General features: G+C 63.4%; 22 protein-coding genes. 15 read left to right on the top strand and 7 right to left on the bottom strand.

All coding sequences use genetic code 11. The features are described 5' to 3' along the window. Window positions 1-83: 83 nt before the first annotated feature. Together PCLY_RS09845 and PCLY_RS09840 are read right to left on the bottom strand one after the other, a co-directional pair. Window positions 84-1,289 carry an acetyl-CoA C-acetyltransferase gene (locus PCLY_RS09845; protein ID WP_061239126.1) on the bottom strand — a complete coding sequence of 402 codons (1,206 nt, stop codon included), beginning with the start codon at window positions 1,287-1,289 and terminating at the stop codon, window positions 84-86. A gap of 591 nt (window positions 1,290-1,880) precedes the next feature. Continuing rightward, window positions 1,881-2,768: an AEC family transporter gene (locus PCLY_RS09840; protein ID WP_061239125.1), complete on the bottom strand. Its 888-nt coding sequence runs from the start codon at window positions 2,766-2,768 to the stop codon at window positions 1,881-1,883. Window positions 2,769-2,861: 93 nt separating this feature from the next. Between PCLY_RS09840 and PCLY_RS09835 the strand changes: the two genes are divergently transcribed. Continuing rightward, the gene (locus PCLY_RS09835; protein ID WP_061239124.1) at window positions 2,862-3,221 is read left to right on the top strand and encodes a rhodanese-like domain-containing protein; all 360 of its coding nucleotides are present in this window, start codon (window positions 2,862-2,864) and stop codon (window positions 3,219-3,221) included. Then, complete coding sequence (locus PCLY_RS09830) at window positions 3,218-4,024, top strand: cytochrome c (protein WP_061239123.1); 807 nt, start codon at window positions 3,218-3,220, stop codon at window positions 4,022-4,024. The genes PCLY_RS09835 and PCLY_RS09830 overlap by 4 nt, the downstream gene beginning before the upstream one ends. Window positions 4,025-4,110: 86 nt before the next feature. Here the strand turns inward: PCLY_RS09830 and PCLY_RS09825 are convergent, their stop codons facing one another. The 4 genes from PCLY_RS09825 to PCLY_RS09810 all read right to left on the bottom strand — a co-directional run bounded on the left by PCLY_RS09825 (window position 4,111) and on the right by PCLY_RS09810 (window position 8,292). Further along, window positions 4,111-4,908 (bottom strand): transglutaminase family protein, encoded by a 798-nt coding sequence (locus PCLY_RS09825; RefSeq protein WP_061239122.1) that lies wholly within the window; start codon window positions 4,906-4,908, stop codon window positions 4,111-4,113. Beyond that, a complete protein-coding gene (locus PCLY_RS09820; RefSeq protein ID WP_061239121.1) occupies window positions 4,905-5,855 on the bottom strand; it encodes an alpha-E domain-containing protein in 951 nt (316 codons plus the stop codon). Before PCLY_RS09820 ends, PCLY_RS09825 begins: the two co-directional genes overlap by 4 nt. 2 nt (window positions 5,856-5,857) lie before the next feature. After that, a complete protein-coding gene (locus tag PCLY_RS09815; protein ID WP_061239120.1) occupies window positions 5,858-7,267 on the bottom strand; it encodes a circularly permuted type 2 ATP-grasp protein in 1,410 nt (469 codons plus the stop codon). Between the two features lie 350 nt (window positions 7,268-7,617). After that, entirely contained in the window at window positions 7,618-8,292 is a 675-nt protein-coding gene (locus PCLY_RS09810; protein WP_061239119.1) for an alpha/beta family hydrolase, read from the bottom strand. A 101-nt stretch (window positions 8,293-8,393) separates the two neighbouring features. On the opposite strand from PCLY_RS09810, the gene ccoN reads away from it, so the two are divergent. From ccoN to hemN, 10 genes are all read left to right on the top strand, one after another. Next, window positions 8,394-9,833, top strand: a complete 1,440-nt coding sequence (ccoN, locus tag PCLY_RS09805; RefSeq protein WP_061239118.1) for a cytochrome-c oxidase, cbb3-type subunit I — start codon at window positions 8,394-8,396, stop codon at window positions 9,831-9,833. After that, the gene (gene ccoO / locus PCLY_RS09800) at window positions 9,833-10,441 is read left to right on the top strand and encodes a cytochrome-c oxidase, cbb3-type subunit II (protein ID WP_061239117.1); all 609 of its coding nucleotides are present in this window, start codon (window positions 9,833-9,835) and stop codon (window positions 10,439-10,441) included. Before ccoN ends, ccoO begins: the two co-directional genes overlap by 1 nt. A 6-nt stretch (window positions 10,442-10,447) precedes the next feature. Further along, window positions 10,448-10,636: a cbb3-type cytochrome oxidase subunit 3 gene (locus tag PCLY_RS09795; RefSeq protein ID WP_061239116.1), complete on the top strand. Its 189-nt coding sequence runs from the start codon at window positions 10,448-10,450 to the stop codon at window positions 10,634-10,636. Further along, window positions 10,633-11,628: a cytochrome-c oxidase, cbb3-type subunit III gene (gene ccoP, locus PCLY_RS09790; RefSeq protein WP_061239115.1), complete on the top strand. Its 996-nt coding sequence runs from the start codon at window positions 10,633-10,635 to the stop codon at window positions 11,626-11,628. Before PCLY_RS09795 ends, ccoP begins: the two co-directional genes overlap by 4 nt. Before the next feature lie 160 nt (window positions 11,629-11,788). Continuing rightward, window positions 11,789-13,201 (top strand): cytochrome c oxidase accessory protein CcoG, encoded by a 1,413-nt coding sequence (ccoG, locus tag PCLY_RS09785; protein WP_061239114.1) that lies wholly within the window; start codon window positions 11,789-11,791, stop codon window positions 13,199-13,201. A gap of 13 nt (window positions 13,202-13,214) precedes the next feature. Next, window positions 13,215-13,733 (top strand): FixH family protein, encoded by a 519-nt coding sequence (locus PCLY_RS09780; RefSeq protein ID WP_061239113.1) that lies wholly within the window; start codon window positions 13,215-13,217, stop codon window positions 13,731-13,733. Window positions 13,734-13,741: 8 nt separating this feature from the next. Further along, window positions 13,742-16,138, top strand: a complete 2,397-nt coding sequence (locus PCLY_RS09775) for a heavy metal translocating P-type ATPase (RefSeq protein WP_061239112.1) — start codon at window positions 13,742-13,744, stop codon at window positions 16,136-16,138. Between the two features lie 80 nt (window positions 16,139-16,218). Beyond that, window positions 16,219-16,425: a cbb3-type cytochrome oxidase assembly protein CcoS gene (gene ccoS, locus PCLY_RS09770; RefSeq protein WP_061239111.1), complete on the top strand. Its 207-nt coding sequence runs from the start codon at window positions 16,219-16,221 to the stop codon at window positions 16,423-16,425. Continuing rightward, on the top strand, window positions 16,418-17,101 hold the full coding sequence (locus PCLY_RS09765; protein ID WP_061239110.1) for a sulfite exporter TauE/SafE family protein: 684 nt from the start codon (window positions 16,418-16,420) through the stop codon (window positions 17,099-17,101). The genes ccoS and PCLY_RS09765 overlap by 8 nt, the downstream gene beginning before the upstream one ends. A 79-nt stretch (window positions 17,102-17,180) precedes the next feature. After that, a complete protein-coding gene (gene hemN, locus PCLY_RS09760) occupies window positions 17,181-18,563 on the top strand; it encodes an oxygen-independent coproporphyrinogen III oxidase (protein WP_061239109.1) in 1,383 nt (460 codons plus the stop codon). A 51-nt stretch (window positions 18,564-18,614) separates the two neighbouring features. Here the strand turns inward: hemN and PCLY_RS09755 are convergent, their stop codons facing one another. Next, a complete protein-coding gene (locus PCLY_RS09755) occupies window positions 18,615-19,058 on the bottom strand; it encodes a hypothetical protein (protein WP_061239108.1) in 444 nt (147 codons plus the stop codon). 153 nt (window positions 19,059-19,211) lie between these two features. On the opposite strand from PCLY_RS09755, the gene fnr reads away from it, so the two are divergent. The 3 genes from fnr (at window position 19,212) to PCLY_RS09740 (ending at window position 21,443) form a co-directional block, all read left to right on the top strand. After that, entirely contained in the window at window positions 19,212-19,946 is a 735-nt protein-coding gene (gene fnr, locus PCLY_RS09750; RefSeq protein WP_061239107.1) for a fumarate/nitrate reduction transcriptional regulator Fnr, read from the top strand. A gap of 42 nt (window positions 19,947-19,988) precedes the next feature. Beyond that, window positions 19,989-20,537, top strand: coding sequence for an adenine phosphoribosyltransferase (locus tag PCLY_RS09745; protein WP_061239106.1), 549 nt, complete (start codon window positions 19,989-19,991; stop codon window positions 20,535-20,537). 90 nt (window positions 20,538-20,627) lie between these two features. Next, window positions 20,628-21,443: an ion transporter gene (locus PCLY_RS09740; protein WP_061239105.1), complete on the top strand. Its 816-nt coding sequence runs from the start codon at window positions 20,628-20,630 to the stop codon at window positions 21,441-21,443. Window positions 21,444-21,572 lie beyond the last annotated feature (129 nt).

Genomic DNA, 21,572 nt, shown 5'->3' with positions numbered 1-21,572 from the left:
AAGCGCAGTTTGCTGTAGCAAATGAGCATTTTCAGAAGATTTCCAACACGGCATGGCCAAGCGCAGCAGCCCGTGATAGCTCCTCAGATACGTTCGATGATGGTCGCTATACCCATGCCGCCGCCGACGCAGAGCGTGGCCAGGCCGTAACGCAGCTGACGCTTTTCCAGCTCATCGAGCAGCGTGCCGAGGATGGCGCAACCAGTGGCGCCCAGTGGGTGGCCCATGGCGATGGAACCGCCGTTGACGTTGACCTTGCCCTCGCTCACGCCCATGTCCTTCATGAACTTCATCACCACCGAGGCGAAGGCCTCGTTGACCTCGAACAGGTCGATGTCGTCGACGCACAGCCCCGCTTTGGCCAGCGCCTTGCGCGTGGCTGGCGCAGGGCCGGTGAGCATGATGGTCGGGTCGGTGCCGGTCACCGCCGTGGCCACGATGCGTGCGCGCGGCTTCAGGCCCAGTTCCTTGCCCTTGGCCTCGGAGCCGATCAGCATCAGCGCCGCGCCATCGACGATGCCGGAGCTGTTGCCCGGCGTGTGTACGTGCTCGATACGCTCGACATGGCTGTAGACGCGCAGCGCAGTCGAATCAAAGCCCATCTGCCCCATCATCTCGAAGCTGGGTTTGAGCTTGCCGAGGCCTTCCAATGTGCAATCGCCGCGAATGAACTCGTCATGATCCAGCAACACGATGCCGTTCTGATCGGTCACCGGCACCAGCGACCTGGCGAACGAACCATCGGCGCTGGCGCGTGCAGCCTTGTGCTGCGAGCGCAGGGCAAAGGCATCGACGTCGGCGCGGCTGAAGCCCTCGAGGGTGGCGATCAGGTCAGCACCGATACCTTGCGGGACGAAGTTGCTGTGCATGTTGGTCTGCGGGTCCATCACCCAGGCACCACCATCGGAGCCCATGGGCACCCGCGACATGGACTCCACACCGCCGACCACCACCAGATCCTCGAAGCCGGAGCGCACCTTCATCGCCCCGATGTTCACCGCCTCCAGCCCCGAGGCGCAGAAGCGATTGAGCTGTACACCCGCCACGCATACGTCCCAGTCGGCGACCATGGCGACAGTCTTGGCGATATCGGCACCCTGATCGCCCACCGGCGTCACGCAGCCGAGCACGATGTCGTCGACCTGGCTGGTATCCAGAGCGTTGCGTATCTGCAGGGCTTTCAGCAGCCCGGCGGCCAGCTGCACCGGTTTGACGCTGTACAGCGCGCCGTCCTTCTTGCCCTTGCCACGGGGCGTGCGCAGCGCATCGAAAATATAGGCTTCGGTCATGGCGTCCTCGGAGACTAATACGGCGCAGGCGGAACAGGTTGTCCCGACCACGCATGTTCATATTGAGCCTGCCTACCATAGCGCCGAGGGGCCGGGGCTCAATGACCTAAGCGCTCAGCGCCGTTGACCACTGAGCTCAGACGAACGGTCGTTTGATCGCTCGCAGTCGGCCAAGGCCAGGCAGACCGTCTGCCTCAAGCCTTCTTGCGCGATGGCCAGAGGCCATGCATAGCCCGAAGTTTTTAACCATGGACCATTAGCAACCAAGACATCTAAAGGATCGGTGATGCCAGCCCTAGAGTTAATACTGTTTCCGCCATCAAATGGGCACAGAGAGTCGCTGCCGGGACATGCCGGAGCGGCGAATCAGCGTCACGCCCATACGTGAAGCAGCGACCTGCCAGGCAGTAAGGCAGTTACCCAACGCCACCCATAACAACAAAAGGCATGCGGCCATGTTCAAACAGCCGAAATACCGCCAGGCTGGAGTCATCCTTTTCGCCACGGCGGTCATCCTGATCCTTCCCAACCTGACCCGCCTGGTCAGTTGAGCCTCACAGCGCCCGTCACTGCGCCGACGCCGTAGCGCGCTCAACGCAGGGCGGGTATCCACCATGCCAGCAGCAAGGGAATCAACGCGAAAGCCAGCAGCGTCGAGCACAGCACCAGGCTGGCGACCTGCTCAGGTGAACGACCGGCGCGTACCGCGAACAGGTAGTTGAACACTGCCACCGGCATCGACGACTGCAGCACCAGCACGGCGTGAGCCAACGGCTGCAGGCCGATTGCCCAGCCAATGATCCAGCCCAGCGCCGCCCCGCAGAGAATGCGCAGCAAACCCAGCAGCAGGCCGTTGCCCAGGTGCCTTACACGGATGCTGGCCAGCGATACACCCAGGGTGATCAGCATCAGCGGTATGGTCATACCGCCCAACAGGTCGACCGTATTGGCTAGCCATCGCGGCAACTCAAGGTCGAGAAACAGCACTGCAAGCACCAGCGCCAGACTGAGCATGATCGGGTTGAGCAACAGCCCCCGCAGGGAAGCCTCGGCGCCGGACAAAAGCATGCCGATACTGAAATGCGCCGCCGACAGCACCAGAAAGAACGCCACCGCCAACGCCAGCCCTGATTCACCGAAGGCGAACAACGCCATCGGCAGGCCCATGTTGCCGGAGTTGGGGAACAGGTAGGCCGGCACCAGCACTTTCCAGTCCAGCCCGAACAGACGGCTCAACAGCCAGCCAACCACCCCCATGGACGAGGTCACCAACGCGCAGGCCAGAGCCATTTGCGAGAAGGCGCCCATATCCAGCTCGGCACGACTCAGCGTGGAGAGCACCAGGCAGGGCGTACCGATGTTCAGAACCAGGCGCGCGATGAAATCAGTGGGGTACTGGTGACCGCTGCGCACCCAACCGTAGCCAATGCCTGCCGCTATCAGTACCGGGGCCAGAACGGCAAACAACTCGGCTAACATCTACTACTCCCGTGACGTCGAGCGAGGCATCCTAGACTGCACGAAAGGCTCGGGCAATGATGTCGGGCCCACCTACCCGCTCCGGAGCCTGCCATGCGCCTGATTCTCCTGCTTACCAGCCTGTTCGCCATCCTCACTGCGCAAGCAGGTGAAATCGACCAGGCTGCCGCCATTTCAGCCCTGCAGCGCGGCGACAGCCTGCTGATCGACGTGCGCAGCGCCGAGGAATTCGCGCAGGGCGCGCTGCCCGGCGCCATCCGTATCGGTCATGAGGAAATCGCCGCACGGATTGCCAGCGTCGCACCGGACAAGGACCAGCCGCTGGTGCTCTATTGCCGTAGCGGACGCCGTTCGGCACTGGCCCAGCAGAGTCTGGAGGAAATGGGCTACAGCCAGGTGATCAACGCTGGCGCCTATGACGACTTGCTGCCACTGCTGGAGCACCACGAATGAGAGCCGTGCTTCTTCTGGCCTTGATCATCCTGAGCAACCTGGCGCAGGCCGCCGAGTTCGAGGTACTGCTCACCGATGGCCGGCACACCTGGAGCAGCAGCGAACTGCTGAATCACCCGCAGGCTCGCGATATCGAGATCGCCGATGACGTCAGCTACAAGCGCGCCATGCACTACCGCGCGGTGCCATTGAGCACGCTGCTGGAAGGCGTCACCCCCGGCGACCATCTGCAGGCCGTAGCGCTGGATGGCTTTGCCGCCGAACTGCCGGCGGCGATTCTCCTGGCCAGCGAAGGCGCCAAGGCCTGGCTGGCCATCGAAGACCCGCAGCGTCCCTGGCCGCCGCTGGCCAAGGGCAAGCCCAGCGCCGGACCGTTCTACCTGGTCTGGACCGATCCGGCCGCCAGCCATATCGGCCCCGAGCAGTGGCCCTATCAGGTTGCCAGGATTCGCCAGCTGGCGCCGGTCGAGCAGCGCTTCCCTGCCCTGCTACCGGCAACGGACGCAGGCACCGAGGTGCAGGCAGGCTTCGCTGCCTATCAGAAGAACTGCATGGCCTGCCATCGCCTCAATGGCGCAGGCGACTCCGAGTTTGGCCCGGACCTGAACATCCCACACAACCCGACCGAATACTTCGCCGGTGACTTCCTGCGCCAGTACATCCGCGACCCGCAGAGCCTGCGGCGCTGGCCGCAGGGGCGCATGCCCGGTTTCAGCGAACAGGTACTGCCGAGCGCCGAACTGGAACGCCTGATCGCCTACCTGCGGCACATGGCCCAGCGCAAAAGCAGCGCAAATCTGTAGGTCTCAGGGTGCGCCGTACGCACCGGTGTTAGGGGGCCAGAGGTGCTCACAGCGCCCCGTACTCGCCCCCAGCGCCTATCGACACTTCACTGCTGACGCACCTGCAGCAGCGGCGCCACCTGCACCTGTGCATGCATCTGCTCGCAGCCACCACCACGGCGCATGCCGCGTACCGGGCAGGCGTCGAGGTAGTCCAGGCCGACCGCCAGCTTGAGGTGACGCTCCGGGCGCGCCAGGCAGTTGGTCACGTCGAAGCTGTACCAGGCATCGCCGACCCAGGCCTCAGCCCAGGCGTGGCTGGCCAGATGCTCGGCATCGTCGGTGTAGAGATAGCCGGACACATAGCGCGCCGGTATGCCCAGGCTGCGCGCGCAGGCGAGGAAGGCATGAGTATGGTCCTGGCAGACGCCACGGCGGCCTGCGAAAGCCTCGGCCGCACTGGTGTCCACCTCGGTGATGCCCGGCTCGTAGGCGATGTGCGCATTGAGCGCGTGCATCAGATCGATCAGGCCGGTGCGATCGGCGCGCGCCTTGCACTGCTGGGCGGCGAATTCGCGCATGGCATCGTCGGCCTGGGTCAGGCGAGTGAAGCGCAGGAACGGCAAGGCCGACTGCTGCTCATGCTCGGCCTCGCAGGTTTCGTCGATCTCCACCTGACCACGGGCGCCGATGACGATGGACTCGTGTGGTTCATCCAGGGTCAGCACATGCAGGATGTTGCCGTACGGATCGAGCTGGGCATGCACCGGTCGCGGCAGGTCGAGCTGCCAGCTCAGTACCTGCTGGCGTTCACTGTCGTGCGGGGTCAGACGCAGGTACTGGATGCTCGCGCGCACCTGATCATCGTAACGGTAGGTGGTGTCATGGCTGATCGAGAGTCTCATGCGACCTCCAGATAGGACGTGTGAATGGTGTTGCCCAACTGACGCACCAGCAGGATGAAGTCCGTGAGCCAGGCGTGCAGGCCCTCGTCGAGCACTTCATCGATGCTGGTATAGCGCAGCCGCGCATCCAGCTCGGCGGCCAGGCGCTGCGCCGGGCGACCGTTCTCTCCCGGTAGACCGGCGAGCATCAGGTTCAGTTCTTCCATGCAGGCCCGCAGCGAGCGCGGTACGTCCGGGCGCAGCAACAGCAGCTCGGCAACCTTGCGCGTGCGCGGCGAGCCGCGGTAACTCTCGGCAAAGGCCTCGAATGAGGACAGTGCACGCAACAATGCACTCCACTGGTAATAGCTGCGCGCAGTCCGCTCTTCCAGCTCGTCGATCTCCTCGCCGAGCATTTCGTAACGCGCGTCGAGCAAGCGCAGCGTGTTGTCGGCGCGCTCGATGAAGGTGCCCAGGCGAATGAAGCGATAAGCCTCACCGCGCATGATGGTGCCGAAGGTGGCGCCGCGGAACAGGTGCGAACGTTCCTTGACCCACTCGCAGAAGCGGCTGATGCCGTAGCGCCCCAGGCCCTGCTCGGCGATACCGCGCATTTCCAGCCAGCTGGCGTTGATGTTCTCCCACATGTCGGCGGTGATTCGCCCACGCACCGCATGGGCGTTGCTGCGCGCAGCCTGCAGGCAGCAGTAGATGCTGCCGGGGTTGCTCGCATCGAGGGCGAAGAAATGCAGCATGCGCTCGGCGTGCAACGGGCCGTGGCGCTCCAGGTAATCGTCCAGGGTGCCGGTGATCAGCAGCGGCATGGCCAGCTCGTCGAGGCCATCGCCGCGACCATCCTGCGGCATCAGCGACAGCGAATAGCTGACGTCGAGCATGCGCGCCAGGTTCTCGGCACGCTCCAGATAGCGCGACATCCAGTACAGGTCGGAGGCAGTTCTCGAAAGCATAATCAGTCCTCCACCACCCAGGTGTCCTTGGTACCGCCGCCTTGCGACGAGTTGACCACCAGCGAGCCTTCACGCAGTGCCACGCGGGTCAGGCCGCCCGGCACCAGGCGGGTTTCGCGGCCGGTCAGGACGAACGGGCGCAGATCGATATGACGCGGTGCGATGCCGCGCTCGACGAAGGTCGGGCAGGTCGACAGGCTCAGCGTCGGCTGGGCGATATAGGCCTCTGGCCTGGCGATCAGGCGGGCGCGGAAGTTTTCGATCTCGGCCTTGCTCGCCGCCGGGCCGACCAGCATGCCGTAGCCGCCGGAGCCCTGGGTTTCCTTGACCACCAGCTCGGACAGGTTGGCCAGCACGTGGGACAGCTCCGCAGGCTTGCGGCACTGCCAGGTGGGCACGTTCTTGAGGATCGGCTCCTCGTCCAGGTAGAAGCGGATCATGTCGCCGACATAGGGATAGATCGACTTGTCGTCGGCCACACCGGTGCCAATGGCGTTGGCCAGCACCACATTGCGCGAGCGGTAGGCCGACAGCAGCCCGGCGACGCCGAGCATCGAGTCGGGATTGAAGGCCAGCGGGTCGAGGAAGGCGTCGTCGAGGCGACGGTAGATCACGTCCACCTGACGCGCACCGGCGGTGGTACGCATGTAGACCTTGTCGTCACGCACAAACAGGTCGGCGCCCTCCACCAGCTCCACGCCCATCTCACGGGCAAGGAAGGCATGCTCGAAGTAGGCGCTGTTGAAGCGCCCCGGGGTCAGCACCACCACCGTCGGATTGTCCAGCGGGCTGGAACTCTTCAGTGCATCGAGCAGCAGGTTCGGGTAGTGATCCACCGGCGCCACGCGTTGCGCGGCGAACAGCTCGGGGAACAGGCGCATCATCATCTTGCGGTCTTCGAGCATGTAGCTGACGCCGCTGGGGGTGCGCAGGTTGTCTTCCAGTACGTAGTAACTGCCGTCGCCATCACGCACCAGATCGACCCCGGCGATGTGCGCGTAGATATCGCGGTGCAGATCGAGGCCCTGCATGGCCATCTGGTAGCCTTCGTTGGCCAGCACCTGCTCGGCCGGGATGATGCCGGCCTTGATGATGCGCTGATCGTGGTAAAGGTCGGCGAGAAACAGGTTGAGCGCCTGCACACGCTGAATGCAGCCGCGCTCGACGATGCGCCATTCACTGGCGGGGATGGAGCGGGGAATGATGTCGAAGGGGATCAGGCGCTCGGTACCCTGATCATCCCCATAGAGGGTGAAGGTGATGCCGGCGCGGTGGAACAGCAGGTCGGCTTCTCGTCGGCGCTGGGCCAGCAGATCGTCCGGCGTTTCTGCCAACCAGCGGGCAAATTCGCGGTAGTGCGGGCGGACAGCGCCGCTCGCGTCGTACATCTCGTCATAAAAGGTGCGGGCCATGCCGTACTCCTTGTCACCCGGACTTGCAGCATCCTCTGCAAGGCCCGAGCCAGCACTATTAATCCTTTAAAATCAGTAACTTACCTATCAAGCCAAAACATAGAGCACCATTACAGTGCATCGCAGTGTTCTCGTCATGACGCGCCGCCCCATTGCGTGGCACGGCGCACCGTGCAGGGCCACCGTCTACTCACAGGATAGCTGGAAGCCTGCTGTGTCCACCCTGAAGCGGGGCCGGACACTCAGCTGTCACATTGCGTGACCGGACGGTCAAGCGCAACCGCTTTTACGGCGCTCTGGCGGGGAAAAAGTGTCTGAATGAGAGCCTGCCGCCCGGCTCGGATCGGCGGTCACTTCGCTCCCAGAAAACTCTCCATCACCCCCGCAGCTGTCGCGAGGTGCTGCTCATGAGTGAAACCCGACGCCTTCAAAGGCTTGAGGTCATGATCGGCGGCCTGCAACCAGTGCAGCTCGATGGCCGCTGAAAGCGCATAACCCGCAACGGTCTCCTGATTGCCCAGGGCATCGCGCTGCCCCTGGATGATCAAGGTTGGCGTGCGCAGTTCAGCCAGATGAGCGACGCGTGGCTTTTCCGGCTTGCCGGCGGCATAGAAGGGATAGCCCAGACAGATCAGCGCAGAAACGCCCAGTTCATCAGCCAGCAGGCTGGCCATGCGCCCCCCCATGGACTTGCCGCCAATGGCCAAGGGCCCTGCGACCCGTTGGCGCACCTGCGCATGCACATCGCGCCATTGCTGCAGCAGTTGCGCCTGTGGATTGGGCGGCCGTTTGCGCCCATCCAGCCGGCGCTGCGCCATGTAGGCGAATTCGAAGCGCACCACGCGTACGCCCCGTGCCGCCAGACCCTGAGCCATGGCCTGCATGAACGGGCTGTCCATCGGCGCACCCGCGCCATGGGCAAGGATCAAAGTGCTCGAGGCCGCCTGCGGCGGTTCGTCCCACTGCCAGGGCAGTCCCTGCTCACATTGACCGGCGTCAATAAACCCCAATGGCCCTTTGCTCATGCTTGCCTCGCGTCGATATCCGTGGTGTTCATGGCCTGCTCATGCCTAGGGGTGCCACGGATGTCGGCCGCTCTGCCATAACCGTGGATGGAAGCCCAGACATGAACACAACAACCCGTTCCGCCTACAACTACAGGGTGGTTCGCCAGTTCGCCATTATGACGGTGGTTTGGGGCATCGTCGGCATGGGACTCGGCGTATTCATCGCTGCCCAGCTGGCCTGGCCCGAACTGAACTTCAACCTACCGTGGACCAGCTTCGGCCGTCTGCGTCCGCTGCATACCAATGCGGTGATCTTCGCCTTCGGTGGCTGCGCCCTGTTCGCCACCAGCTACTACGCGGTGCAACGCACCAGTCAGACCACGCTGTTTGCACCGAAACTTGCGGCCTTCACCTTCTGGGGTTGGCAACTGGTGATCCTGCTTGCAGCCATCAGCCTGCCGCTGGGCTGGACCAGCTCCAAGGAATACGCCGAACTCGAGTGGCCGATCGACATCCTGATCACCATCGTGTGGGTCTCCTACGCCATCGTCTTCTTCGGCACGGTGATGCAGCGCAAGGTCAGCCACATCTACGTGGGCAACTGGTTCTTCGGTGGTTTCATCCTCACCGTGGCCATCCTGCACCTGATCAACAACCTGGAGATTCCGGTCACCCTGACCAAGTCCTACTCGCTGTATGCCGGCGCCACCGACGCCATGATCCAGTGGTGGTACGGTCACAACGCCGTAGGTTTCTTCCTGACCGCCGGCTTCCTGGGGATGATGTACTACTTCGTGCCCAAGCAGGCCGGTCGCCCGGTCTACTCCTACCGTCTGTCCATCGTCCACTTCTGGGCGCTGATCGCGGTGTACATCTGGGCCGGTCCGCACCACCTGCACTACACCGCGCTGCCGGACTGGGCGCAGTCGTTGGGCATGGTGATGTCGCTGATCCTCCTGGCACCGAGCTGGGGCGGCATGATCAACGGCATGATGACGCTCTCCGGTGCCTGGCACAAACTGCGCACTGACCCGATCCTGCGCTTTCTGGTGGTGTCCCTGGCCTTCTACGGCATGAGCACCTTCGAAGGCCCGATGATGGCCATCAAGACCGTCAACGCCCTGTCCCACTACACCGACTGGACCATCGGCCACGTGCACGCCGGCGCCCTCGGCTGGGTAGCGATGATCTCCATCGGTTCGCTGTATCACCTGCTGCCGAAAGTGTTCGGTCGCCAGCAGATGCACAGCATCGGCCTGATCAACACCCACTTCTGGCTGGCCACCATCGGCACCGTGCTGTACATCGCCTCGATGTGGGTCAACGGCATCACCCAGGGTCTGATGTGGCGTGCAGTCAACGAAGACGGCACCCTCACCTACTCCTTCGTCGAAGCCCTTGAAGCCAGCCATGCAGGTTATGTCGTACGCATGATCGGCGGCGCCTTCTTCGTGACCGGCATGCTGCTGATGGCCTACAACACCTTCCGCACCGTGCGTGCCGCCAAGCCGGCTGAATACGAAGCGGCTGCGCAGATTCCCGCCGGAGTAGCTCACTGATGAAACACGAAATCATCGAGAAGAATATCGGCCTGATGGCGCTGCTGATGGTGGTTGCCGTCAGCATCGGTGGCCTGACCCAGATCGTCCCGCTGTTCTTCCAGGACGTCACCAATGAACCGGTGGAAGGCCTCAAGCCCTACACCGCGATGCAGCTGGAAGGCCGCGACATCTACATCCGCGAAGGCTGTGTCGGTTGCCACTCGCAGATGATTCGTCCGTTCCGCGCCGAAACCGAGCGCTACGGCCACTACTCCGTAGCCGGTGAAAGCGTCTGGGATCACCCCTTCCTGTGGGGCTCCAAGCGTACCGGTCCGGACCTGGCTCGCGTCGGCGGCCGCTACTCGGACGAGTGGCATCGCGCCCACCTGTACAACCCGCGCAACGTCGTGCCTGAGTCGAAGATGCCTGCCTACCCATGGCTGGTCGAGAACAAGCTCGATGGTCGCGACACCGCGAAGAAGATGGAAGTCATGCGTGGCTTCGGCATCCCCTACACCGACGAAGATATCGCCGGTGCTCGCGATGCAGTGAAAGGCAATACCGAAATGGATGCGCTGGTTGCGTACCTCCAGGTTCTCGGTACTTCCATCAAGAACAAACGGTAAGACGCTATGGACATCGGGATGATTCGCGGCATCGGCACAGCGGTGGTTTTCATCGCCTTCATCAGCGTGGTGCTCTGGGCTTACAGCAGCAAGCGCAAATCGAGCTTCGACGAAGCCGCCAACCTGCCCTTCGCCGACGAAGCCGAGCCCGAGTCCAAGCGCGATCAAGACTCTTCCAGGAGCAATAACCAATGACCACGTTCTGGAGTTGGTACGTAACCATTCTGTCTCTGGGCACCATCTTCGCCCTGACCTGGCTGATCTTCGGCACCCGCAAGGGCCAGCGCCAGGAAACCACCGAAGAAACCGTCGGCCACAGCTTCGACGGCATCGAGGAGTATGACAACCCGCTGCCCAAGTGGTGGTTCATGCTGTTCGTAGCAACCATCATCTTCGCCCTCGGCTACCTCGTCCTGTACCCGGGCCTGGGTAACTGGAAAGGCCTGCTGCCGGGCTACGACTACGTCGATAGCGAGAGCAAGACCCCCTTCGCGGCGGGCGTGCAGATCGCTGATGGCTCCATGCGTCACTCCGGCTGGACCGGCGTGCACCAGTGGGAAAAAGAGATGGCGCGCGCCGATGAGCAATACGGCCCGCTGTTCGCCAAATATGCCGCCATGCCGATCGAGGAAGTGGCCAAGGACGAGCAAGCCCTGAAAATGGGTGGCCGCCTGTTCGCCTCCAACTGCTCCGTATGCCACGGTTCCGATGCCAAGGGCAGCTACGGCTTCCCCAATCTGACCGACAACGAGTGGCGCTGGGGCGGCGAGCCGGAAACCATCAAGACCACCATCCTCCACGGTCGTGAAGGCGCCATGCCGGCCCAAGGCCCGGCCATCGGTGAAGACGGCGTGCGCAACGTTGCCGCCTACGTCCTCACCCAACTGGCTGGTCGTCAACTGCCGGAAGGCACCGAAGCCGACATCGAAGCGGGCCAGAAGGTCTTCGCCGGTACCTGCTTCGCCTGCCATGGCGCCGACGGCAAGGGCACCCCTGCCATGGGCGCACCGAACCTGACCAACCCGGCAGCGTTCATCTACGGCAGCAGCTACGCGCAACTGCAGCAGACCATCCGCTACGGTCGTCACGGCAAGATGCCGGCCCAGGAAGCATTCCTCGGCAACGACAAGGTGCACCTGCTGGCCGCTTACGTCTACAGCCTGTCGCACAAGGCGCAAGAGCAGTAAGCACAGACGACTCTTTTGACAAGGGTCAATGAACGCCCGGGTCGCGACTGCTGGTCGCACCCGGGCGTTGTCTTTCAGGCGTACCATATAATCATAGTGAACTGACCCTGACCGGCATGTATCGGCCCGGGCTGCCAACCAACCGCCGTGGTATGCATTGATGAGCGAACAGATTCCCGTCCAGGACGTCACCCCTCCTTCAGCCAAGAATGCCAGCGTCGATCTCTACGCCAGTCGCGAGAAGATCTACACCCGCGCGTTCACCGGCCTGTTTCGTAATCTTCGACTCGCTGGCGGCGCCCTCCTCTTCGTGCTGTTCTTCGGCACCGTATGGATCAACTGGAACGGTCATCAGGCCGTCTGGTGGAACCTTCCCGAACGCAAATTCCATATCTTCAGCGCCACCTACTGGCCGCAGGACTTCATGCTGCTGTCCTGGCTGCTGATCATCTGCGCTTTCGGCCTGTTCTTCATCACCGTGTTCGCTGGCCGCGTCTGGTGCGGTTACACCTGCCCGCAGAGCGTATTCACCTGGGTATTCATGTGGGCGGAGAAAGTCACCGAAGGTGACCGCAACCAGCGCATGAAGCTGGACAAGCAGCCCATGAGCGGCAAGAAATTCGGGCGTAAGCTGGCCAAACACGGCATCTGGGTGGGCGTGTCACTGCTGACCGCGATCACCTTCGTTGGCTACTTCACGCCGATTCGCGATCTGGTCATCGAGATCTTCACCGGCCAAGCCAGCGGCTGGGCCTATTTCTGGACCGGCTTCTTCACCCTTGCCACCTATGGCAACGCCGGCTATCTGCGCGAGCAGGTGTGCATCTACATGTGCCCCTATGCCCGCTTCCAGAGCGTGATGTTCGACCAGGACACCCTGATCGTTTCCTACGATCCACGCCGTGGCGAATCACGCGGCCCGCGCAAGAAGGACGCCGACTACAAGGCCCAGGGCCTCGGCGACTGCATCGACTGCAAGATGTGCGTACAGGTCTGCCCCACCGGCATCGACATCCGTGATGGCCTGCAGATCGAGTGCATCGGCTGCGCAGCCTGCATCGACGCCTGCGACGACATCATGGACAAGATGAACTACCCCAAGGGTCTGATCAGCTACACCACTGAACACAACCTGTCTGGTCGACAGACCCACCTGCTGCGTCCGCGCCTGATCGGGTACGCTGTCGCGCTGGCGGCAATGATGGGCCTGTTCGCCTGGGCCGTGGCCAATCGCCCGCTGGTGGAGCTGGACGTGCTCAAGGACCGCGTGCTGTTCCGCGAGAACGAGCGCGGCCATATCGAGAACGTCTACACCCTGAAGATCATGAACAAAGCGCAGCGCGACATGACCTACCTGATCAGTGCCGACGGCCTCGACGGACTGGTCTACGAAGGCAAGCGCGAAGTACGAGCCCTGGCTGGCGAGGTGTATTCCTTCCCGGTCGAGCTGTCCATCGCCCCCGAGAAGCTGCCGTCGAGCGCTAACAACATCGTCTTCCACGTACAATCCGCGGATGACCCCAGTATCAAGAACGACGCCGACAGCCGCTTCATCGGCCCGAGCGTCCGCTGACAACGGAAAGCGCATGACCGAGCAAACACCATCGCCAGTCAAACCCTGGTACAAGCAGTTCTGGCCCTGGTTCATCCTGTTCCTGCTGGGCTACTCGGTGGTGCAGGGCCTGACCCTGCTCACCATCGCCACCAAGAATCCCCCAGGGCTGATCTCCGACGACTACTACGACGTCGGCAAGGGCATCAACCAGTCACTGGAGCGCGAGAAGCTGGCCGAACGCCTGCAACTGCACGGCGAGCTGGTGCTGGACAACGCCACCGGTGTCGCCACCCTGTCGCTGCTGGGCAACAGCAAACCGCAGCAGATCGTTCTCAACCTGATCTCACCGACCCAGCCGGAACGTGACCGCCGGGTGATCCTGCAGCCGGCCGATAACGATACTTACCGCGGGCAAATGGTCGATGAAGTCAGCGGCCGCCGCTTCGTCGAGTTGCTCGGTCAGGAAGGTAGCCAGCACTGGCGCCTGTTCGAGGAAGAGAACATCGCAGATGGCCAGACCATCATGATCGGTGACAATCCCTCCTACTGACGCTGCCAATGCCCGCCCCTACTCCCTGCTATCACTGTGGCCTGCCGGTACCTGCCGGCAGCCAGTTCCGTGCCGATGTGCTCGGTCAGACCCGCGAGATGTGCTGCCCCGGTTGCCAGGCCGTGGCCGAAGCCATCGTGGCCGGAGGCCTGGAGCACTATTACAGTCATCGCAGCGAGAACGCCGCCAATCCACAGGCGTTGCCGGCAGCCCTGCCTGACGAACTGGCGCTGTACGACCGCAGCGACGTGCAGCAGCCCTTCGTCCAGCACGAGGGCGAACTGAGCGAAACCCAATTGCTGATCGAGGGCATCAGCTGCGCCGCCTGCGGCTGGCTGATCGAAAAGCACCTGCGCGGCGTGCCGGGTGTGGCCGAAGCGTACCTGAACCTGTCCAACCATCGCTTGCAGGTGCGCTGGCAGGACAGCCAGATCCCGCTGAGCCAGCTGCTCGCCGAACTTCGCCGCATCGGCTACGCCGCTCACCCCTGGCGCGCCGACGAAGCGGCCGAACGCCTGACCGCGGAAAACCGTCGACGCATGCGCGAGCTGGGCGTGGCCGGGCTTTTATGGATGCAGGTGATGATGGCGACCATGGCCACCTGGCCGGAATTCAACATCGACCTGTCGCCAGAACTGGACAAGATCCTGCGCTGGACCAGCCTGTTCCTCACCACGCCTATCGTCTTCTATTGCTGCGGCCAGTTCTTCCGTGGCGCCCTGCGCGACCTGCGCACCCGGCACCTGACCATGGACGTATCGGTGTCGCTGGCCATCGGCGGCGCCTACGTGGCCGGGATCTGGTCGACCATCACCGGCCAGGGCGAACTGTATTTCGACGCCGTGGGCATGTTCGCCCTGTTCCTGCTCGCTGGGCGCTATCTGGAACGCCGTGCGCGAGAGCGCACCGCCGCCGCGACCGCGCAGCTGGTGAAACTGCTGCCGGCGTCCTGCCTGCGCCTGGACGACAACGGCCAGAGCCAGCGCATCCTCCTCAGCGAGCTGCGTGAAGGCGAGCAGGTGCTGGTGCAGCCCGGCTCGCTGATTCCCGCCGACGGTCGCATCCTCGCCGGCCAGTCCAGCGTCGATGAATCGCTGCTGACCGGCGAGTACCTGCCACTGCCGCGCGGCATCGGTGACAGCGTCACCGCCGGCACGCTGAACGTCGAAGGCCCGCTGACCGTGGAAGTGCAGGCACTCGGCGATGCCACACGGCTATCGGCCATCGTGCGCCTGCTGGAACGTGCCCAGAGCGAAAAGCCGCGCCTGGCGGAAATCGCCGACCGCGTTTCGCAGTGGTTCCTGCTGTTCATCCTGGTGGCGGCTGCCGTGGTCGGTTTCGTCTGGTGGGAGATCGACTCCAGCCGCGCCTTCTGGGTCGTGCTCGCCCTGCTCGTGGCCACCTGCCCCTGCGCCCTGGCCCTGGCCACCCCGACCGCCCTCACCACCGCCACCGGCACCCTGCACAAGCTGGGCATGCTGCTGACCCGCGGTCACGTGCTCGAAGGCCTCAACCAGATCGACACCCTGGTGCTGGACAAGACCGGTACGCTGACCGAGGGCCGCCTCACGCTCAAGGCCATTCATCCACTGCGCGACCTCGACGAGGGCGACTGCCTGGCGCTGGCTGCCGCGCTGGAGAACCGCTCGGAACACCCTATCGCCCGCGCCTTCAGCCAGGCGCCGCGCGCGGCGGAATGCGTCGACAGCCACCCGGGGCAAGGCCTGCAAGGCAAGGTCGACGAGCGCCTTCTGCGAATTGGTGAAGCCAGCTTCGTCTGCGCCCTGAGCAACCATGCCGTACCCCCGATTGCCAGCGAGCACGGCCAATGGCTGCTGCTCGGCGATGAACAGGGGCCGCTGGCCTGGTTCGTCCTCGATGACCGCCTGCGCGAAGACGCTGCCGAGCTGATTGCAGCGGCCCGTGCCCGCGGCTGGGCCATTCACCTGCTCTCCGGCGACAGTTCGCCAATGGTCGGCGAAGTCGCCGGCCAGCTGGGTATCGAAGATGCCCGAGGCGGCCTGACCCCGGACGCCAAGCTGGCCGTCCTCAAACAACTGCACGGGGCAGGACGTCGCGTGCTGATGCTCGGCGACGGCGTCAATGACGTCCCCGTACTGGCCGCCGCCGACATCAGCGTGGCCATGGGCTCGGCCTCCGACCTGGCGAAAACCAGCGCCGATGCCGTGCTGCTGTCGAACCGCCTGAGCAGCCTGGTCGACGGATTGAAACTGGCCAAGCGCACGCGTCGCATCATCATCGAAAACCTTGCCTGGGCAACGCTGTACAATGGCCTGGTGCTGCCCTTCGCCGCCCTGGGCTGGATCACCCCCATCTGGGCGGCGGTAGGCATGTCCCTCAGCTCGCTGCTGGTGGTACTCAACGCCCTGCGACTAAGTCGGTAGTCGGCTGCCGCACTGCCCTCGGCGAACGGATCGCCGCCAGTACGCCCATCACTGCCCCAGACTCGATCCCCGGAGACCGCATGTCCGCCCTCTACATCCTGATCCCCGTCGCCATCGGCCTGGTCGGTTTCGCCATCTGGCTGTTCTTCTGGGCGGTGGACAGCGGCCAGTACGACGACCTGGACGGGCCGGCGCACAGCATCCTCTTCGACGACGAGGATCCGCTGCACAAGGCCGGAGTCGAACAGGCCCAGGAGCACAACAAGCAGGACAAACCTGATGCTTGAGCTGGCACCGCTGCTGGTGTCCGCAGTGATTCTAGGCCTGCTCGGCGGCGGTCATTGCCTGGGTATGTGCGGCGGCCTGATGGGCGCCCTGACCCTGGCGATTCCACCGGAACAACGCGGCAAACGCCTGCAACTGCTGCTGGCCTACAACCTCGGCCGCGTCTTCAGCTACGCCCTGGCGGGCTTCGCCCTCGGCCTGGCCGGCTGGGCCGTTGCCGGCAGCAAAGCCGAGGTGCTCATGCGCACGCTGGCCGCCTTGCTGCTGATTGCCATGGGCCTTTATCTGGCGGGCTGGTGGAGCGGTCTGACGCGTATCGAAGCGCTGGGCCGCGGCCTGTGGAGACATATCCAGCCCCTGACTCGGCGCTTCATGCCCGTGAGCAGCGTGCCACGTGCCCTGGTGCTCGGCGGATTGTGGGGCTGGCTGCCATGTGGGCTGGTCTACAGCACGCTGCTGTGGGCCTCCAGCCAGGGCAGTGCCGTCAATAGCGCCCTGCTGATGCTGGCGTTTGGCCTGGGTACCTGGCCGGTGCTTCTGGCCACCGGGCTGGCCGCCGAGCGCATGACGGCCCTGCTGCGCAAGCGCGGCACTCGCATGGCTGGCGGCCTGCTGGTCATCCTGTTCGGTATCTGGACCCTGCCCGGGCCCCACCAGCACTGGCTGATGGGTCACTGACGCGCCCTTGATTCAAGTCAAGGCCGCAGGCCACGTGCATCCCTAGACTGGCCACAAAGCCTGTCCAGGATTATTTCCCATGCTCGACACCATCCAGTGGGACGCCGACCTGATCCGCCGCTACGATCTCGCCGGCCCGCGCTACACCTCCTACCCGACTGCCGTGCAGTTTCATGACGACATCGGCCCGTTCGATCTGCTGCATGCCCTGCGTGACAGCCGCAAGGCCAAACGGCCACTGTCGCTATACGTGCACGTGCCGTTCTGCGCCCACATCTGCTACTACTGCGCCTGCAACAAGGTCATCACCAAGGACCGCGGCCGCGCCCTGCCCTACCTGGAGAAGCTCGAGCGGGAAATCGAGATCATCAGCCGCTACATCGACCGCAACCAGCCAATCGAGCAGTTGCATTTCGGTGGCGGCACACCGACCTTCCTCAGCCACGATGAACTGCGTCGGTTGATGCAGCACCTGCGCCAGCATTTCAAGCTGCTGGACGACGACTCTGGCGACTACAGCATCGAGATCGACCCGCGCGAAGCCGACTGGTCGACCATGGGCCTGTTGCGTGAACTGGGCTTCAATCGCGTCAGCCTCGGCGTACAGGACCTCGACCCCGAGGTACAGCGCGCGGTCAACCGCTTGCAGACCCTGGAAGAAACCCGCGCCATCGTCGAGGCCGCTCGCACCCTGCAGTTCCGCTCGGTGAACATCGACCTGATCTACGGCCTGCCCAAACAGACGCCGGAACGCTTCGCCCGCACCGTGGCCGAGATCATTGCCCTGCAGCCGGATCGCCTGTCGCTGTTCAACTACGCGCACTTGCCGGAACGCTTCATGCCGCAACGGCGTATCAGCGCCGATGACCTGCCGACTCCGGCAGACAAGCTGAGCATGCTGCAGACCAGCATCGAGCAACTGACCCGCGCCGGGTATCGTTACATCGGCATGGACCATTTCGCCCTGCCCGACGATGAACTGGCCATTGCCCAGGAAGAAGGCACCCTGCAACGCAACTTCCAGGGCTACACCACCCACGGCCATTGCGACCTGATCGGCCTGGGCGTCTCCGCCATCAGCCAGGTCGGTGATCTGTACAGCCAGAACGACAGCGATATCGCCAGCTATCAGCAGACCCTGGGCAACGGCCAGCTGGCAACGCGCCGCGGCTTGCACTGCAATGCCGACGACCGCCTGCGCCGCGCCGTGATCCAGCAGTTGATCTGTCATTTCGAACTGCGCTTCGCCGACATCGAGCGCACGCATGGCGTGGTGCTGCGCGATTACTTCGACGCCCTCTGGCCCGAACTCGAGCAACTCGCCCGTGACGGCCTGATCGTGCTCGACGAACAGGGTATCCAGGTGCGCCCGGCAGGGCGCCTGCTGGTGCGCTCGCTGTGCATGCTGTTCGACCGTTATCTCAACGATCAGGTACGCCAGCGCTTCTCTCGGGTGATCTGAAAAACGGGCGTCGCCGCCCCGCAGCGGGAAGCCCCGCCGCCGGGCGACGCCTCAACCCATCGCCAGCGTGGCGGCGGTCTGCATCTGCTCACTCGACAGGCCGTTCTCGCGCATTACTTTGACCAGGTTGGCATTGGCCGAGCTCAGTGCGCTGTTGAGCGACGCAAGCTCGGTTTGCAGCCCTTCCAGCTGCTGGCGCTTGGTTTCCGCATCGAGACTCTGATCGCTCATGATCGCCTCGACCTGCGCCTGTTTCTCGACGATCTGCGCACGCAGTTCACGGATCATCTTGAGCAGATCCTTGATCGCCTGAGGCATATCGCTGTTGTCGATGTCCTCGTTCTTTTCAGGCTTGGCCGACATGCTCTTGCCCAGTTCGGAGAGGCTCACTCGCAACCCCTCGCGCACCTCCTCCGGGCTCCGCTCACCTGCGGTAAATTGTCGCTGAACGCCCTGAACCAGATTATTCAGTGGCCCCGTGGATGGTATGCGCATCGCGCTGCTCCCTGCTTTGGACTATGGTTCTACCTTCTTAATCGGCACCTCAAGGCCAAACTTGAGCATTCGGTCAGTCCTGATATGGCTGGCCGCCACACGAGCCCTGCGGTACCCTTACGAACATTGCGTGTATCCCCGGGAAGCCCAACGATGTCCGAGAGCATCAAGCTGCACAAGCAGCATCAAGCACATTGCAAGGATTGCAGCCTGGCTGCCCTATGCCTGCCCATCTCCCTGAACATGGAGGACATGGACGCGCTTGACGACATCGTCAAACGCGGTCGCCCGCTGAAAAAGGGCGAGTTCCTGTTCCGCCAGGGCGACACCTTCGGCTCGGTGTTCGCCGTACGCTCCGGCGCGCTGAAGACCTTCAGCCTCAGCGACGGTGGCGAGGAACAGATCACCGGTTTCCACCTGCCGAGCGAACTGGTCGGTCTATCTGGTGTGGACGGCGAGCGCTACCCGGTTTCCGCGCAGGCGCTGGAAACCACCTCGGTCTGCGAAATCCCCTTCGAGCGTCTCGACGATCTGGCCCTGCAGCTGCCACAGCTGCGTCGCCAGCTGATGCGCATCATGAGCCGCGAGATCCGCGACGATCAGCAGATGATGCTGCTGTTATCGAAGAAGACCGCCGACGAACGCATCGCCACCTTCCTGGTCAACCTCTCCGCCCGCTTCCGCGCACGCGGCTTCTCGGCCAACCAGTTCCGCCTGGCCATGTCGCGCAACGAAATTGGTAACTATTTGGGCCTTGCGGTAGAGACGGTGTCTCGCGTATTTACCCGTTTCCAACAGAACAAACTGCTCGAAGCCGAAGGCAAGGAAGTGCACATTCTCGACCCGATCGAGCTGTGCGCCCTGGCCGGCGGTAATCTCGACGTTTGAGTTCGCAGATCATTCGCGGGCTCAACGCTTTAGGACCCCACGATGATCTTTGACGAATTCAGCATCAAGACCCTGATCCGCCCGGTACCGGACTTCCCCAAACCGGGCGTCATCTTTCGCGACATCACCCCGTTGTTCCAGTCGCCGCGCGCCTTGCGCATGGTCGCCGACAGTTTCATCCAGCGTTACGTGGAAGCCGAGTTCAGCCATATCGGTGCCATGGACGCGCGCGGTTTTCTCATCGGCTCGATCATCGCCTATGAACTGAACAAGCCCCTGGTGCTGTTCCGCAAGCAGGGCAAGCTGCCGGCTGATGTCCTCAGCGAGGGCTACCAGACCGAGTACGGCGAAGCCTTTCTCGAAGTCCACAGCGACAGCCTCTGCGAAGGCGACTCGGTACTGATCTTCGATGACCTGATCGCCACCGGCGGTACCCTGATCGCCGCCGCCAACCTGGTTCGGCGCATGCGCGCAAGCATCTTCGAGGCAGCTGCGATCATCGACCTGCCGGAGTTGGGCGGCTCGCAGAAACTGCAGGACGCCGGCATTCCCACCTTCACCCTGACTGCCTTCGCCCTCGACGATCGCTGAGCAGACACGCCCGCCGACCGGTCAACGGCAGGCGGGCCCCTGATTCTGCCGGGCGCGCCCGGCATCACCGACAAGCGTAAATCAGACCCCATGCAAGAACTCGAACTGAACCCATCCAGCGATTGGCGTCAGCGCCTGGGCGCTGTCATGGACGGCACGTCCATACAACGCCTGGTCACTCTGCTGATCATCGTCAACGCCGCCATTCTCGGGCTGCAGACCTCACCCGCGATCATGAACGAATGGGGCAAACCGCTGCTGCTGCTGGACGGTCTGATCCTCGCCTGCTTCGTGATCGAATTGGCGCTGCGCTTCATCGCGCGAGGCGTCAGCCTGCTGCGCGACCCCTGGGCAATATTCGACTGCGTGGTCGTCGGCATCGCCCTGGTGCCGGCCAGTGGCCCATTCGCCGTACTGCGTGCGTTGCGCGTGCTGCGTGTCCTGAGGCTGGTGTCGATCAACCCGAGCATGCGCAAGGTGGTGCAGGCACTGCTCGCCTCGTTGCCGGGCATGGGTAGCATCGTCATGCTGATGGGGCTGATCTTCTACGTCGCCGCAGTAATGGCCACCCAGCTGTTCGGCGCGAGCTTTCCAGAGTGGTTCGGTAACATCGGCGCCAGCCTGTACACCCTGTTCCAGGTGATGACACTGGAAAGCTGGTCGATGGGCATCGTGCGTCCGGTGATGGAGCAGCATCCGCTGGCCTGGCTGTTCTTCGTGCCCTACATCCTCATCGCTACCTTCATGATGCTCAACCTGTTCATCGCGGTCATCGTCAACGCGATGCAGAGTACTCACGAGCCCAACGCCGAGGAACTGGCCGCCGCCGCACGCGAACAGGCGATTCTCGACGAGCTGCGTGCACTGCGCAGCGAAGTGGCCGAACTCCGCCGCAGCGCGCCGTAAACCCCGCCACTGACGCAGCCCGTAGCCTCTAGCGCTGCGGGTTGTCACCCTCTCCCCCGACAACACCCGCCTTAAGTTGGCAGCGCACAACGCGCTCACGTCCGATAGTTACATCGTTCAATGACACAG

This window comes from Ectopseudomonas composti (assembly GCF_001567565.1).
GTDB classification, from domain to species: domain Bacteria; phylum Pseudomonadota; class Gammaproteobacteria; order Pseudomonadales; family Pseudomonadaceae; genus Aquipseudomonas; species Aquipseudomonas composti_A.
This window is presented reverse-complemented; position numbering and strand designations above follow the sequence as displayed.

Coding starts and splice junctions, on each gene's coding strand:
- ccoP (WP_061239115.1), top strand. CDS start 10,633: ATGACCACGTTCTGGAGTTGGTACGTAACCATTCTGTCTCTGGGCACC.
- PCLY_RS09765 (WP_061239110.1), top strand. CDS start 16,418: ATGCTTGAGCTGGCACCGCTGCTGGTGTCCGCAGTGATTCTAGGCCTG.
- PCLY_RS09740 (WP_061239105.1), top strand. CDS start 20,628: ATGCAAGAACTCGAACTGAACCCATCCAGCGATTGGCGTCAGCGCCTG.
- PCLY_RS09775 (WP_061239112.1), top strand. CDS start 13,742: ATGCCCGCCCCTACTCCCTGCTATCACTGTGGCCTGCCGGTACCTGCC.
- PCLY_RS09795 (WP_061239116.1), top strand. CDS start 10,448: ATGGACATCGGGATGATTCGCGGCATCGGCACAGCGGTGGTTTTCATC.
- fnr (WP_061239107.1), top strand. CDS start 19,212: ATGTCCGAGAGCATCAAGCTGCACAAGCAGCATCAAGCACATTGCAAG.
- PCLY_RS09810 (WP_061239119.1), bottom strand. CDS start 8,292: ATGAGCAAAGGGCCATTGGGGTTTATTGACGCCGGTCAATGTGAGCAG.
- PCLY_RS09840 (WP_061239125.1), bottom strand. CDS start 2,768: ATGTTAGCCGAGTTGTTTGCCGTTCTGGCCCCGGTACTGATAGCGGCA.
- PCLY_RS09835 (WP_061239124.1), top strand. CDS start 2,862: ATGCGCCTGATTCTCCTGCTTACCAGCCTGTTCGCCATCCTCACTGCG.
- ccoN (WP_061239118.1), top strand. CDS start 8,394: ATGAACACAACAACCCGTTCCGCCTACAACTACAGGGTGGTTCGCCAG.
- ccoO (WP_061239117.1), top strand. CDS start 9,833: ATGAAACACGAAATCATCGAGAAGAATATCGGCCTGATGGCGCTGCTG.
- PCLY_RS09745 (WP_061239106.1), top strand. CDS start 19,989: ATGATCTTTGACGAATTCAGCATCAAGACCCTGATCCGCCCGGTACCG.
- PCLY_RS09755 (WP_061239108.1), bottom strand. CDS start 19,058: ATGCGCATACCATCCACGGGGCCACTGAATAATCTGGTTCAGGGCGTT.
- PCLY_RS09830 (WP_061239123.1), top strand. CDS start 3,218: ATGAGAGCCGTGCTTCTTCTGGCCTTGATCATCCTGAGCAACCTGGCG.
- ccoG (WP_061239114.1), top strand. CDS start 11,789: ATGAGCGAACAGATTCCCGTCCAGGACGTCACCCCTCCTTCAGCCAAG.
- PCLY_RS09820 (WP_061239121.1), bottom strand. CDS start 5,855: ATGCTTTCGAGAACTGCCTCCGACCTGTACTGGATGTCGCGCTATCTG.
- PCLY_RS09815 (WP_061239120.1), bottom strand. CDS start 7,267: ATGGCCCGCACCTTTTATGACGAGATGTACGACGCGAGCGGCGCTGTC.
- ccoS (WP_061239111.1), top strand. CDS start 16,219: ATGTCCGCCCTCTACATCCTGATCCCCGTCGCCATCGGCCTGGTCGGT.
- hemN (WP_061239109.1), top strand. CDS start 17,181: ATGCTCGACACCATCCAGTGGGACGCCGACCTGATCCGCCGCTACGAT.
- PCLY_RS09825 (WP_061239122.1), bottom strand. CDS start 4,908: ATGAGACTCTCGATCAGCCATGACACCACCTACCGTTACGATGATCAG.
- PCLY_RS09780 (WP_061239113.1), top strand. CDS start 13,215: ATGACCGAGCAAACACCATCGCCAGTCAAACCCTGGTACAAGCAGTTC.
- PCLY_RS09845 (WP_061239126.1), bottom strand. CDS start 1,289: ATGACCGAAGCCTATATTTTCGATGCGCTGCGCACGCCCCGTGGCAAG.